Source organism: Pseudomonas sp. IC_126 (genome assembly GCF_004331835.1).
Taxonomy (GTDB): domain Bacteria; phylum Pseudomonadota; class Gammaproteobacteria; order Pseudomonadales; family Pseudomonadaceae; genus Stutzerimonas.
The window spans coordinates 115,402-129,204 of record NZ_SJSS01000008.1; the positions used below are offsets into that span (position 1 = coordinate 115,402).

9 protein-coding genes are annotated in these 13,803 nt (G+C 60.0%); 7 read left to right on the forward strand and 2 right to left on the reverse strand.

The window, feature by feature from the left end:
- The first annotated feature begins 32 nt into the window (after nucleotides 1–32).
- The 7 genes from pilQ to hemE all read left to right on the forward strand — a co-directional run bounded on the left by pilQ (nucleotide 33) and on the right by hemE (nucleotide 12,782).
- Nucleotides 33–2,177 (forward strand): type IV pilus secretin PilQ, encoded by a 2,145-nt coding sequence (gene pilQ / locus E0D86_RS20020; RefSeq protein ID WP_131651789.1) that lies wholly within the window; start codon nucleotides 33–35, stop codon nucleotides 2,175–2,177.
- Between the two features lie 7 nt (nucleotides 2,178–2,184).
- On the forward strand, nucleotides 2,185–2,730 hold the full coding sequence (gene aroK / locus E0D86_RS20025) for a shikimate kinase AroK (RefSeq protein ID WP_131651790.1): 546 nt from the start codon (nucleotides 2,185–2,187) through the stop codon (nucleotides 2,728–2,730).
- Nucleotides 2,731–2,753: 23 nt separating this feature from the next.
- A complete protein-coding gene (aroB, locus tag E0D86_RS20030) occupies nucleotides 2,754–3,857 on the forward strand; it encodes a 3-dehydroquinate synthase (protein WP_131651791.1) in 1,104 nt (367 codons plus the stop codon).
- A gap of 9 nt (nucleotides 3,858–3,866) precedes the next feature.
- Complete coding sequence (locus tag E0D86_RS20035) at nucleotides 3,867–5,381, forward strand: SPOR domain-containing protein (RefSeq protein ID WP_131651792.1); 1,515 nt, start codon at nucleotides 3,867–3,869, stop codon at nucleotides 5,379–5,381.
- 174 nt (nucleotides 5,382–5,555) lie between these two features.
- A complete protein-coding gene (gene gltB / locus E0D86_RS20040) occupies nucleotides 5,556–10,007 on the forward strand; it encodes a glutamate synthase large subunit (protein WP_131651793.1) in 4,452 nt (1,483 codons plus the stop codon).
- A 111-nt stretch (nucleotides 10,008–10,118) separates the two neighbouring features.
- Complete coding sequence (locus E0D86_RS20045) at nucleotides 10,119–11,537, forward strand: FAD-dependent oxidoreductase (RefSeq protein ID WP_131651794.1); 1,419 nt, start codon at nucleotides 10,119–10,121, stop codon at nucleotides 11,535–11,537.
- A gap of 180 nt (nucleotides 11,538–11,717) precedes the next feature.
- A complete protein-coding gene (gene hemE / locus E0D86_RS20050; RefSeq protein WP_131651795.1) occupies nucleotides 11,718–12,782 on the forward strand; it encodes a uroporphyrinogen decarboxylase in 1,065 nt (354 codons plus the stop codon).
- A 111-nt stretch (nucleotides 12,783–12,893) separates the two neighbouring features.
- Here the strand turns inward: hemE and E0D86_RS20055 are convergent, their stop codons facing one another.
- Together E0D86_RS20055 and E0D86_RS20060 are read right to left on the reverse strand one after the other, a co-directional pair.
- Nucleotides 12,894–13,187, reverse strand: coding sequence for a hypothetical protein (locus tag E0D86_RS20055; RefSeq protein ID WP_131651796.1), 294 nt, complete (start codon nucleotides 13,185–13,187; stop codon nucleotides 12,894–12,896).
- 157 nt (nucleotides 13,188–13,344) lie between these two features.
- Complete coding sequence (locus E0D86_RS20060) at nucleotides 13,345–13,782, reverse strand: excinuclease (protein ID WP_131651797.1); 438 nt, start codon at nucleotides 13,780–13,782, stop codon at nucleotides 13,345–13,347.
- Nucleotides 13,783–13,803: the final 21 nt, after the last annotated feature.

A 13,803-nucleotide genomic window follows, 5' to 3' on the forward strand; every position in this document is an offset into this window, starting at 1 on the left:
ACCTTTACCGGTCTGCACAACGGAATCCTTCTATGAATACCACTCTCTCTCGTCTCGGCTTGTCCCTGCTGGCGGCGATGATTTCGCCCGCGCTGCTGGCGGCGAACCTCAATGCACTCGATGTCGCTTCGCTGCCCGGTGACCGCGTTGAACTTAAACTGGCCTTCGATGAGCCTGTGCCCACCCCGCGGGGTTATACGCTCGACCAGCCGGCGCGGATCGCGCTCGACCTGCCAGGTGTTTCCAGCAAGCTGAAATCCAAAAACCACGAGCTTGGTGTCGGTAATGCCCGCAGTGTGACCGTAGTCGAGGCCCAAGGTCGCACGCGGCTCATCGTAAACCTCACTTCCTTGGTGCCTTATTCGACTCGGGTAGACGGAAATAATTTGTTCGTCGTGCTCGGTGAAAGCGGTGCAGCAACCGCGGCTGTAGCGGCCGCTCCGGTGGCCCCGCTAAACAAGGCAAAACCGACCGTCTCCGTGGCTGCGGGCAAGGCGATCAGTAACATCGATTTCCGTCGTGGGGAAGATGGGGCCGGTAACGTCATCATCACACTGTCGGACCCGTCGATCAGTCCGAGCATCGAAGAGCAGGGCGGCAAAATCCGGGTTTCATTCGCCAAGACGCAGCTGCCGGAGTCGCTTCGTGTCAGGCTAGACGTGCAGGATTTCGCTACGCCGGTCAAGTTCGTCGATTCCAGCAGCAAGGCCGAGGGCGCAAACATCGCCATCGAGCCCAGCGGCCTTTACGACTACTTGGCGTACCAGACCGACGACAAGCTGACCATCAGCGTCAAACCGCTTAGCGAATCCGACGCCGAGAAGCGCAAGGCCGAGCACTTCACCTATTCCGGAGAGAAGCTGTCGCTGAATTTCCAGGATATCGACGTTCGCTCGGTTCTCCAGTTGATTGCGGATTTCACCGATCTCAACTTGGTCGCCAGCGATACCGTGCAAGGCAACATCACGCTGCGTCTGCAGAACGTGCCGTGGGATCAGGCGCTGGATCTGGTGCTGAAAACCAAAGGGCTCGACAAGCGTCAGGTTGGCAACGTGCTGCTGGTAGCGCCAGCGGACGAGATCGCTGCACGTGAGCGTCAGGAGTTAGAGTCGCAGCGCCAGATCGCTGAACTGGCGCCTCTACGCCGTGAGGTCGTGCAGGTCAATTATGCCAAAGCTTCTGATATTGCGCGGTTGTTCCAGTCGGTTACCGACACGGACGGAGCCAGTGGGGATCGCGGTTCGATCTCTGTTGACGATCGCACTAACAACATCATCGCCTACCAGACGCAGGAGCGGCTCGACGAGCTGCGGCGCATCGTGGCGCAACTGGATATTCCCGTACGTCAGGTCATGATCGAGGCTCGCATAGTCGAGGCTAACGTTGATTATGACAAGAGCCTGGGTGTGCGTTGGGGGGGGAATCTCTGGGCCGGTGACAAATGGAATGCTTGGGGCAAAAACGGGCAGCTCGGCGTAGCTGATGATCCTAATGCAAGCGGTAAACCGGGTGACGAGGGGTATATTCCTTCCCAGCAGGTCGGACGTTTCCCCGGGATTCGTGAAGTACCTCTAAATACTCCTTTTGTTGACTTGGGCGCAGTCGGTGCAACCTCCGGGATTGGCTTGGGCTTCGTCACCAATAATGCCATCCTTGATCTTCAACTCTCTGCCATGGAAAAAACAGGTAACGGAGAGGTTGTATCGCAACCGAAGGTCGTTACCGCAGACAAGGAGACCGCAAAAATCTTAAAAGGCTCGGAAGTGCCCTATCAGGAGGCGAGTTCCAGTGGTGCGACCAGCACTTCTTTCAAGGAGGCGGCGTTATCTTTGGAGGTCACTCCGCAAATCACTCCTGATAACCGCATCATCATGGAAGTGAAGGTCACCAAGGATGAGCCTGATTTCTCGCAAGCTGCCAGCACCGGTGGTATCCCTGCTATCCGTAAAAACGAGGTCAACGCAAAAGTCTTGGTCACTGATGGTGAGACGATCGTAATTGGCGGTGTGTTCTCTAATACTCAGAGCAAATCCGTTGACAAGGTTCCGTTCTTAGGCGATCTGCCGTTCGTAGGCCGGATATTCCGTCGTGATTTGATTCAAGACCGGAAATCTGAGCTGCTGGTATTCATTACTCCTCGGATCATGAATAATCAGGCGATCCAAGCCAGCCGTTAGACAACCAATGCCCAATATCATCCTCGTCGGCCCGATGGGGGCTGGCAAAAGCACCATCGGGCGCTTGCTCGCCAAGGAGCTTCGCCTCCCTTTTCGGGATTCCGACAAGGAGATCGAACAACGCACCGGTGCAAGCATCCCGCTGATATTCGATGTCGAGGGAGAGCAGGGCTTCCGTGAAAGGGAGCACGTCGCTATCAATGAATTGTGCCAGATAGACGGCGTCGTGCTGGCAACTGGCGGTGGTGCGGTGCTCCGAGCGGACAATCGTCAGGTGTTATGTGCTGGCGGGCGGGTGATTTACCTCTGTACTTCGGTTGAGCAGCAGCTCGACCGCACCTCTCGGGACCGCAATCGTCCGCTGTTGCAAGCGCCCAATCCCCGCGAGATTCTCACCAATCTGATGGCTGTGCGGGATCCGCTGTACCGTGAAATGGCGGACATTGTGGTCCAGACGGATGAGCGTCCCCCACGCCTGGTCGTGGTGGAAATCATCGGGCAGCTTCAAGCTCTAGCACCTCGTGAAAGCCTGGGTCGATCTGCGTTATCCTAGCTCCCTTTAATCGTGGGGCCCCTATGCAGACTCTACATGTCGACCTCGGCGAGCGAAGCTATCCGATATTCATTGGCGAGCAGCTCATCGATCGTGGTGATCTGTTGTCCCGTCACATTCGTGGCAAGCAAGTTGCGATCGTTACCAACGATACCGTTGCGCCGCTTTATCTTGATCGGCTTTCGCGCAGTCTCGCTGATTACCCGGTCACTTCCGTGGTCCTCCCAGACGGAGAAGCGCACAAGAACTGGCAAACTCTGCAGTCGATCTTCGATGCTTTGCTGACGGCCAGGCATGACCGCAACACCACGGTCATCGCTTTGGGTGGCGGGGTCATAGGCGACATGGCCGGTTTTGCAGCCGCCTGCTACCAGCGTGGCGTTGATTTCATTCAAGTCCCGACGACACTGCTGTCCCAGGTCGATTCGTCCGTGGGCGGCAAGACGGGCATTAATCACCCGCTCGGCAAGAACATGGTCGGTGCCTTCTACCAGCCGCAGGCAGTGCTGATCGACACCGCAACCTTGTCGACCTTGCCGCCGCGCGAGTTATCGGCTGGTCTGGCTGAAGTGATCAAGTATGGCCTGATCTGCGACGAGCCGTTCCTGAGCTGGCTCGAAAACAACATCGACTCGCTTCGTAGCCTTGATCAGGCGGCGCTTACCGAAGCCATCCGGCGCTCCTGTGCGGCGAAGGCCAGGGTGGTGGGAGCGGACGAGCGGGAATCGGGCATTCGAGCCACGCTCAATCTCGGTCATACCTTCGGACATGCCATCGAGACTCATCAGGGCTACGGCGTGTGGCTGCATGGTGAAGCCGTTTCGGCGGGTACAGTCATGGCTCTCGAAATGTCGCGGCAGCTCGGGTGGATCTCCGCCAATGAGCGTGACCGAGCCGTGCGGTTGCTGGCGCGCGCCGGCCTGCCTGTGGTGCCACCAACCAATATGAGCGCCGCGGATTTTCTTCAGCACATGGCGGTCGACAAGAAAGTTCTGAACGGGCAGTTGAGGTTGGTGCTGCTCAAACGGTTGGGCGAAGCCGTCGTAACGGGTGACTTTCCTCGTCAGATGCTGGAAGCCACATTGAACGTCAATTACGACGCGCTTGCCCAAGAGTCGAATATTTAAGAGATGTCCATGACCAGTTTGTCTGCTGACGATTCCTACCTGAACCATTACGGCTTCAGTCACGATCCTTTCGCCGCTCGTGTGCCAGGCTTCAAGTTCTTTCCGGCTCAGCGCAAGCCCGTGTTGGGGCAATTGCATCATCTGGCCCGCTACAGTCAGTTGCTGTTGGTGGTGACCGGCCCGGAAGGGAGCGGCAAGACGCTGGTGCGCCAGGCGCTCGTTGCGAGCAGCAACAAGCAGGCGGTTCAGAGTGTGGTCATTTCGCCTCAGGACACCCTCGATGCCAATCTCGTCCTGCAACAGATCGCGCAGGCGCTTGGCAGCCAGCGGGCCGACTTCGACTCGATCATGGCGCAGATCATTCAATTAGCGCTCACCGGGCAGGAGGTCTATCTGCTGGTCGACGACGCTGAGCGGCTGACGGGCGCTGCGGTCGAGACACTGTTGCGATTGGCCCAGGGTAGCCCCGAAGGCAGGCCGCATGTCTTTCTGTTTGGTGAACAAGCCTTGGTGGCGCGCCTGGAGGCTCTGGTCGAGGGTGAGGAACGCTTTCATGTGATCGCGCTTCAGCCGTACGAAGAAGACGAGACCCGTGAATATTTGGCGTTGCGCCTGGAAGGTGCCGGGGGCACGCTGGAGTGCTTCAGCGAAGACCAGATTTTGCGAATCCATGAGCATTCCGGTGGCTGGCCTGGTGCGATAAATCAGGTGGCACGCGACGAGCTCGTCGATGCCATGCAGCAGTCCAAAGCGAATCGGAAGTCGACTGGCTGGAGCCTGCCGCTGCCCATGAAGCACCTGCTGGCTTTGGCGGCGGTCGTTCTTGTCGTCGTCATTGCGTTGTTCATGCGTGACTCCGGTGATCAATCAGTGGCTCCGGCCACGACCAGCTTGCCGCTCGATGCTGGGGGCGCTGCGGAAACACGTTCTCCGGAAACGTCGACCGAGGATCCGGGCGGTGACGAAAGCGCCGCAGCCGAGGTCGTTCAGTCCGAGCCTGATCAGCCGATTGTCCGCGAACCTCTTGCCGCTGCCGGCGGCCTGGAGTCGGATAATTCACCGGCCGTGATTGAAGAAGAACCCGCAAACGTCAGCGAGCCGTTACGCAATACCGCACCAGCTCCTACGGCTGCAGATAGCGCCACGATCCAGCGCCCTGCGGTTGAACCTGCTCCGCCAGTCGAGACGCCTCGCGAGCCGGTGCAGCCGGCGGCCGCGAAGCCTGGTGCGCCTGCCTCTACAGCGAGCTGGTACGCCAGTCAGCCCAAAACCAACTACCTGATACAGGTGCTGGGGACGCGTAACCAAGGTAACGCCGAGGCGTTGGTGAAGCAGCACGGTGAAACCTACCGGTACTTCGTCAAGCAGCATGAGGGCAAGCCGCTATACGTGGTTACTTATGGTTCATTTGCCAGCCGCAATGCAGCGCTTGAAGCTATCAAGACTCTGCCGGCCTCGTTGAGGTCGGGTAAGCCATGGGCGCGGAGTTTCGCTAGCGTGCAGCAAGAGATTCAAGCTCGCTAAAAACACGCCCCAAAAAGGTGCGCAATGCACCTTTTTGGGGCTTGCAAAAAAAAATTGTGTCGTTCTAGCCGGCTTTGTAAACTGCTCCCCCTTTTGCCCACGTGTATGACGGGGTGGTTCCGTGCGCCGTCAATAAGGGGTTGATTTACAACGTATTTAGCTGGTGGAGTGCCTATGAGAGCAGGTCTTTTTCGTCCTGAAGAGTTCAAGGATAACTGCGGCTTCGGTTTGATCGCCCACATGCAGGGCGAGGCAAGCCATCACCTGCTTCAGACAGCCATTCAATCCCTTACTTGCATGACTCACCGCGGTGGCATCAACGCCGACGGTAAAACCGGCGATGGCTGCGGCCTGCTGATGCAGAAGCCCGATGGGTTCCTGCGAGCCATGGCCAAACAGCATTTTGATGTAGACCTGCCGGCACTCTATGCCGTCGGCATGATCTTTCTCAGCCAGGACGCGGCCAAGGCCGATGCGGCCCGCGCCTGCTTCAACGAACAGATCGCAGCGCAAGGGCTGACCCTGATTGGCTGGCGTGAAGTTCCGGTCGATACCAGCGTGCTGGGCCGCCTGGCGCTGGAGCGTCTGCCGCGTATAGAACAGGTGTTCGTCTCGGCTGAAGGCCTGTCCGAGCGCGACTTCGGTATCAAGCTGTTCTTCGCGCGCCGCCGTGCCGAAGTTGCGCTGGCTGCCGACAGGGAATTCTATGTTTGCAGCTTTTCCGACAAGGACATCATCTACAAAGGCCTGATGATGCCGGCCGATTTGGCGCAGTTCTATCCCGATCTCGGCGACGAGCGTCTGGCGACCGCCATTTGCGTGTTCCATCAGCGTTTCTCCACCAACACGATGCCGCAGTGGCCGCTCGCTCAGCCGTTTCGCTTCCTGGCCCACAACGGCGAAATCAACACCATCACCGGTAACCGCAACTGGGCTCAGGCGCGTCGCCTGAAATTCGCCAACGAATTGCTGCCGGACCTGGAAAATCTCGATCCGCTGGTCGTCAACCGCACCGGCTCCGACTCGTCGAGCATGGACAACATGCTGGAGCTGCTGGTCACCGGCGGTATGGATCTGTTCCGCAGCCTACGCATGATCATTCCGCCGGCCTGGCAGAACGTCGAAACCATGGATCCGGACCTGCGCGCATTCTACGAATACAATTCCATGCACATGGAGGCCTGGGATGGTCCGGCCGGCGTGGTACTTACCGATGGCCGCCATGCGATCTGCCTGCTCGACCGCAACGGTCTGCGTCCGGCGCGCTGGGTCACCACCACCAATGGCTACATCACGCTGGCTTCGGAAGTTGGCGTGTGGGACTACAAGCCCGAGGACGTCATCGCCAAGGGCCGCGTGGGACCAGGTCAGATTCTGGCCGTCGACACCCAAACCGGGCAGGTATTGCACACGGACGACATCGACAATCGTCTGAAGTCCCAACATCCCTACAAGAAGTGGTTGCGTCAGAACGCGCTGCGCATCCAGTCGACCCTGGACGATAACGACCACGGTTCGGCGTTCTACGATGCAGATCAGCTCAAGCAGTACATGAAGATGTTCCAGGTCACCTTCGAGGAGCGTGACCAGGTGCTGCGCCCACTGGCCGAGCAGGGCCAGGAAGCGGTCGGCTCCATGGGCGATGATACGCCGATGGCGGTGCTGTCGCGGCGGGTGCGTTCGCCGTTCGATTACTTCCGCCAGCAATTCGCGCAGGTTACCAACCCGCCGATCGATCCACTGCGCGAAGCCATCGTGATGTCGCTGGAGACCTGCCTGGGTGCCGAACGCAACGTCTTCGAAGAAACCGCCGATCACGCCAACCGCGCGATCCTGACCACGCCTGTGATCTCGCCGGCCAAGTGGCGGACCATCATGGAACTCGACCGGCCGGGCTTCGAGCGCCAGCTGATCGATCTCAACTACGACGAATCGTTCGGGCTCGAGGCGGCGGTGCGCAACATTGCCGATCAGGCCGAAGAGGCGGTGCGCGGCGGCAAGGTGCTGCTAGTGTTGAGCGATCGCCATATCGCGCCGGGCAAGTTGCCGGTGCATGCCTCGCTGGCCGTGGGGGCTGTGCACCATCGGCTGATCGAGACCGGACTGCGCTGCGATTGCAACATTCTGGTCGAGACCGCGGGTGCTCGCGATCCGCATCAATTCGCCGTGCTGATCGGCTTCGGTGCGACGGCGGTTTATCCCTTCCTCGCTTACGAGGTGCTGGGCGATCTGATCCGCACCGGCGAAGTGCTGGGCGACCTTTATGAGGTGTTCAAGCACTACCGCAAGGGCATTTCCAAGGGGCTGCTGAAAATCATCTCGAAGATGGGCATCTCGACCATTACCTCGTACCGCGGTGCCCAGCTGTTCGAAGCCGTGGGTCTGGCGGACGAAGTGGTCGATCTCAGCTTCCGTGGCGTTGCCAGCCGTATCAAGGGCGCGCGCTTCGTCGATCTGGAAGCCGAACAGAAAGCGCTTGCGGCGCAAGCCTGGAGCAGTCGCAAGCCGATCCAGCAGGGCGGGCTGTTGAAGTTCGTCTACGGCGGTGAGTATCACGCCTACAACCCTGATGTGGTTGCGGCGCTGCAGGTTGCGGTGCAGCAGGGTGACTACGGCCGTTTCAAGGAATACACCGCGCTGGTCGATCAGCGCCCCGCTGCCATGTTGCGTGACCTGCTCCAGCTCAAGGTATCGGAGCAGCCGCTGGCGCTCGAAGAGGTCGAACCGCTGGAGCAGATCCTCAAGCGCTTCGACTCGGCCGGCATCTCGCTCGGCGCGCTGTCTCCCGAGGCGCATGAGGCGATCGCCGCGGCGATGAACCGCATTGGCGCGCGCTCCAACTCTGGCGAGGGCGGTGAAGATCCGGCGCGCTATGGCACCGAACGCAGCTCGAAGATCAAGCAAGTGGCGACAGGTCGCTTCGGTGTCACCCCGGAGTATCTGGTCAACGCTGAAGTGCTGCAGATCAAGGTCGCTCAAGGCGCCAAACCCGGCGAAGGCGGACAGCTGCCCGGCGGCAAGGTCAACGGTCTGATCGCCAAGCTGCGTTATGCGGTGCCGGGCGTCACGCTGATTTCGCCGCCGCCGCACCACGACATCTACTCGATCGAAGATTTGGCTCAGCTGATCTTCGATCTCAAACAGGTCAATCCGACCGCGCTGGTCTCGGTCAAACTGGTCGCCGAACCGGGTGTCGGCACAATCGCCGCCGGCGTTGCCAAGGCCTACGCTGATTTGATCACCATTTCCGGATATGACGGTGGCACCGGTGCTTCGCCACTGACCTCCATCCGCTATGCCGGCTCGCCATGGGAGCTCGGTCTGGCCGAGACCCATCAGACCCTGCGCGGCAACGACCTGCGCGGCAAGGTCCGGGTACAGACCGATGGTGGTCTGAAGACTGGCCTCGACGTGGTCAAAGCCGCCATTCTCGGCGCCGAAAGCTTCGGCTTCGGAACGGCGCCGATGATCGCGCTGGGCTGCAAGTATCTGCGCATCTGCCACCTGAACAACTGCGCCACCGGCGTCGCCACGCAGAATGACCAGCTGCGCAAGGATCATTTCATCGGCACCGTCGACATGGTGGTCAATTTCTTCACCTTCGTTGCCGAGGAAACCCGCGAGTGGCTGGCGAGGCTCGGTGTGCGCAGCCTGCAGGAGCTGATTGGCCGTACCGATCTGCTCGAAGTGCTGCCAGGCGAGACCACCAAGCAGAACCATCTGGACCTGACGCCGCTACTCGGCAGCGATCACATTCCTGCCGATAAGCCGCAGTTCTGCCAAGTAGAGAAGAATCCACCGTTCGATCAAGGTCTGTTGGCCGAAGAAATGGTCAAACTCGCTCGCTCAGCCATCGATGCCAAGAGCGGCGGCGAATTCGAACTGGAAATCTGCAACTGCGACCGCTCCATCGGTGCGCGTGTGTCCGGTGAAATTGCTCGAGTACATGGCAACCAGGGCATGAAGGACGCGCCGATCACCTTCCGCTTCAAGGGCACGGCGGGCCAGAGCTTTGGTGTCTGGAACGCAGGCGGTTTGAGCCTGTATCTGGAAGGCGACGCCAACGACTATGTCGGCAAGGGCATGACCGGCGGCAAGCTGGTAGTCACCCCGCCGAAGAGCAGTGTGTTCGAGTCGCAGCAGTCGGCCATCGTCGGCAATACCTGCCTGTATGGCGCAACCGGCGGCAAGTTGTTTGCCAGCGGTACGGCCGGTGAGCGTTTCGCCGTGCGTAACTCCGGTGCGCATGCGGTGGTCGAAGGCACAGGCGATCACTGCTGTGAATACATGACCGGTGGTTTCGTCTGCGTGCTCGGCAAGACCGGTTACAACTTCGGTTCCGGTATGACCGGTGGTTTCGCTTACGTGCTCGATATGGACAACAGCTTCGTCGATCGGGTGAACAACGAACTGGTGAACCTGCAGCGCATCACGGGTGAAGCGATGGAGGCCCATCGCAGCCACCTGCAAGAGGTACTGCGAGAGTACGTCGCCGAAACCGGCAGCGCGTGGGGCGAGAAGTTACTAGAGGATCTCGATGACTACCTGCGGCGCTTCTGGCTGGTCAAGCCGAAGGCGGCCAACCTGGCATCGTTGCTCTCGACCACCCGAGCGAATCCACAATAAAAGCAGCTCCAAGCCGCAGGCCTCAAGCCACGAGTGGTGCGAGGCGCGGCTCCGTGATCGTCTTTGCGGCTTGTAGCTTGAGGCTCGCCGCTGCTGTTAAGAGGTTTTGAAATGACTGAACGTCTGAATAACGACTTCCAGTTCATCGAGGTCGGGCGCAAGGATCCGAAGAAAAAGCTGCTGCGTCAGCGCAAGAAGGAGTTCGTCGAGATCTACGAACCCTTCAAGCCGCAGCAAGCATGTGAGCAGGCGCACCGTTGTCTGGGCTGCGGCAACCCTTATTGCGAGTGGAAGTGCCCGGTCCACAACTACATTCCCAACTGGCTCAAGCTGGTCTCCGAGGGCAACATCCTCGCTGCCGCCGAGCTGGCGCATCAGACCAACACGCTGCCGGAAGTCTGCGGTCGCGTTTGTCCTCAGGATCGTCTGTGCGAAGGCGCCTGCACCCTGAACGACGGTTTCGGTGCGGTCACCATCGGCTCGGTGGAGAAGTACATCGCCGACACCGCATTCGCCATGGGCTGGCGTCCCGACATGTCCAAGGTCAAGCCGACCGGCAAGAAGGTCGCGATCATCGGTGCCGGCCCGGCCGGTCTGGGTTGTGCCGATGTGCTGGTGCGCAGCGGTGTGACGCCGGTGGTCTTCGACAAGAACCCCGAGATCGGCGGCCTTCTGACCTTCGGTATCCCCGAATTCAAGCTGGAGAAAAGCGTCCTCAGCCGTCGCCGCGAGATCTTCGGCGGGATGGGTATCGAGTTCCGGCTGAACACTGAAGTGGGCAAGGACATCAGCATCGAACAGCTGCTGGCTGATTACGATGCGGTGTTCATGGGTATGGGCACCTACACCTACATGAAGGGCGGCTTCCCCGGCGAAGACCTGCCGGGCGTGCACGATGCGCTGGATTTCCTGATCGCCAATGTCAACCGCAACCTCGGTTTCGAAAAGTCCCCAGAAGACTTCGTCGACATGAAAGGCAAGAAGGTCGTGGTGCTCGGCGGTGGTGACACCGCGATGGACTGCAACCGCACCTCCATCCGCCAGGGCGCGAAAAGCGTGACCTGTGCCTATCGGCGTGACGCGGCGAACATGCCGGGCTCGCGCAAGGAAGTGAAGAACGCCAAGGAAGAGGGCGTGAAATTCCTCTTCAACCGCCAGCCCATCGCCATTGTCGGCGAAGGCAAGGTCGAAGGCGTCAAGGTGGTCGAAACCCGTCTCGGCGCGCCGGACGCGCGCGGTCGCCGCAGCCCCGAGCCGATCCCCGGTTCCGAGGAAGTGCTGCCGGCCGATGCTGTGGTCATCGCCTTCGGTTTCCGTCCGAGCCCGGCCGACTGGTTCGAAGGTCAGGGCATCCAGACCGACAACCAAGGGCGCGTCGTGGCGCCGGAGATCGGCCAGTTCAAGCACCAGACCAGCAACCCGAAGATCTTTGCGGGTGGCGACATGGTGCGCGGCTCCGATCTGGTGGTAACGGCGATCTTCGAAGGCCGTCAGGCGGCTGAAGGGATTCTCGACTATCTGGAAGTTTGAAACGCAGCTGGAAGCCTGAAGCGGGAAGCAAGACCGCTTCGGGCCTCGGCCCACGCTTCCAGCTAGCGCTCCAAGCACGCCTGACCTGAATCAAGCCCATAGACAAAAGGCACGGCGCTCGCCGTGCCTTTTGTTTTGTGCTTTGCGACAATGCCGCCACTCTTTTGCTGGAACCCAGACATGACTGCCTTGAAGAACGATCGCTTCCTCCGCGCCCTGCTCAAGCAACCTGTCGACGTCACCCCGGTGTGGATGATGCGTCAGGCCGGACGCTACCTTCCGGAATACCGGGCCAGTCGCAGCAAGGCGGGGGACTTCATGAGCCTGTGCATGAATCCCGAGCTGGCCTGCGAAGTCACTCTGCAGCCTCTGGACCGCTATCCGCTGGACGCCGCCATTCTGTTTTCAGACATCCTCACCGTGCCGGACGCCATGGGTCTGGGTCTGTACTTCGAAACCGGAGAGGGTCCACGCTTCAAGAAAGTCGTCAGCAGCCTGGCCGACATCGAGGCGCTGCCGATTCCGGACCCGGAAAAAGATTTGGGCTATGTCATGGACGCGGTGCGCACCATTCGCCGCGAGCTGAACGGCCGCGTTCCGCTGATCGGCTTTTCCGGTAGCCCCTGGACGCTGGCGACCTACATGGTCGAAGGCGGCTCCTCCAAGGACTTCCGCAAGTCCAAGGCCATGCTTTACGAGAATCCGCAGGCCATGCATGCACTACTCGGCAAGCTGGCGCAGTCGGTGACCAGCTACCTCAACGGCCAGATCCTGGCCGGCGCGCAAGCGGTGCAGATCTTCGACTCCTGGGGCGGCAGCCTTTCCGCCGCCGCTTATCAAGAGTTTTCCCTGGCCTATATGCAGAAAATCGTCGATGGCTTGATTCGCGAGCACGACGGTCGCCGCGTCCCGGTGATCCTCTTCACCAAGGGCGGCGGGCTGTGGCTGGAATCCATGGCTGCCTCCGGCGTCGAAGCGCTGGGTCTGGACTGGACCTGCGACATCGGCAACGCGCGTGCTCGCGTGGGTGACAAGGTTGCTCTGCAGGGCAACATGGACCCCAGCGTGCTATACGCCAAACCGGAGGCGATCCGCGCCGAAGTGGGGCGTATCCTGGCCAGCTTCGGCCAGGGCGAAGGCCACGTATTCAACTTGGGCCACGGCATCACGCCGGAAGTCGATCCGGCCCATGCCGGTGCCTTCATCGAGTCGGTGCACGAACTCTCGGCGCAATACCACGGCTAAGAGCAGCTATAAGCTGCAAGCCATGAGCTCAATTTAAAGCAGAAAAAGCTTGGCAGCATTGCGGTGCCAGCCAAGCTGAACCACTTGCAGCTTGCAGCTTTAAAATCCCTTTCAAGGCTGCTGATAATGCCCTGGCGTGGTGCCCGACTCATGCTCATGAACCAGCCGGGTTACGCGGATATCGGTGATCCCCACGACCTCGGCCTGTCGTAGCAGCTCGGTTTCTTCAGCATCCGCATCGGGCATGACCAGGCTATTTTCCGCATCGGCATTATGGTGCTCGATCAGACGCCGGGCGGCCTCGCCCTGGGAGAGACTCTCATCTTCCGATTCGATGATTTGGGCGCGTGGGTCGTTCTGGAAGATGTAATTGACTTCGAATTTATGCGACGAGTTACCGAACATGAAGCGGCTCCTGAAATGATGGACAGGTTCAGCTTCTGTTGACTTACCGGTCAGCTATTCGTTCGCACGGAAGGATGGTTGCGGCGACAGCCGGAAAACTGCCGCGCCGCCTGGCAAAGCTGTAGCGCCCATCACCGTTAGCACGGGCGCAGCCGCATTATTTGACCTCGGCCAGATTACCCTTGAGGGCGACGCCCGCGATAACCGCCCCGGCGTGGCATTCGTATTTTTCGCTGTCCTTGTACTCGACGTGCTTGTAGTTGCTGGTGAGGTCCACCACCGCGTTGGCGCCGGCGGCCTTTGCGGCGTTCTGCAGGTTGATCAGCGCGGACTGCAGCACCCAACGGCAGGCTTCTTCGTCGCTCTTGTTGAAGGCGTTGGTCTTCTTGCTGGTGGTGACGCCGCTGCGGACGATTTTCGTCCCGGCTGGGCGCTTGGCGAGGTAGAACTTCACGCTGCCGTCCAGCCGGCCCGCGGCGGTGGCTTCAGCGACCACTTCATCGAAGGGCAGATAGTGGACGGTGTCGCGGCCCTGGCTGATGCCGGGCAGAGCGCAGAGTACGAGCGCTGCGCCGATCCAGGTGTTTTTTTTCATGTGCATTCTCCTTGCATTGTT

Bases quoted from the DNA above. Each gene is read 5' to 3' on its own strand.
- hemE (WP_131651795.1), top strand. From the start codon at position 11,718: ATGACTGCCTTGAAGAACGATCGCTTCCTCCGCGCCCTGCTCAAGCAA.
- E0D86_RS20035 (WP_131651792.1), top strand. From the start codon at position 3,867: ATGACCAGTTTGTCTGCTGACGATTCCTACCTGAACCATTACGGCTTC.
- pilQ (WP_131651789.1), top strand. From the start codon at position 33: ATGAATACCACTCTCTCTCGTCTCGGCTTGTCCCTGCTGGCGGCGATG.
- E0D86_RS20045 (WP_131651794.1), top strand. From the start codon at position 10,119: ATGACTGAACGTCTGAATAACGACTTCCAGTTCATCGAGGTCGGGCGC.
- aroK (WP_131651790.1), top strand. From the start codon at position 2,185: ATGCCCAATATCATCCTCGTCGGCCCGATGGGGGCTGGCAAAAGCACC.
- E0D86_RS20055 (WP_131651796.1), bottom strand. From the start codon at position 13,187: ATGTTCGGTAACTCGTCGCATAAATTCGAAGTCAATTACATCTTCCAG.
- E0D86_RS20060 (WP_131651797.1), bottom strand. From the start codon at position 13,782: ATGAAAAAAAACACCTGGATCGGCGCAGCGCTCGTACTCTGCGCTCTG.
- aroB (WP_131651791.1), top strand. From the start codon at position 2,754: ATGCAGACTCTACATGTCGACCTCGGCGAGCGAAGCTATCCGATATTC.
- gltB (WP_131651793.1), top strand. From the start codon at position 5,556: ATGAGAGCAGGTCTTTTTCGTCCTGAAGAGTTCAAGGATAACTGCGGC.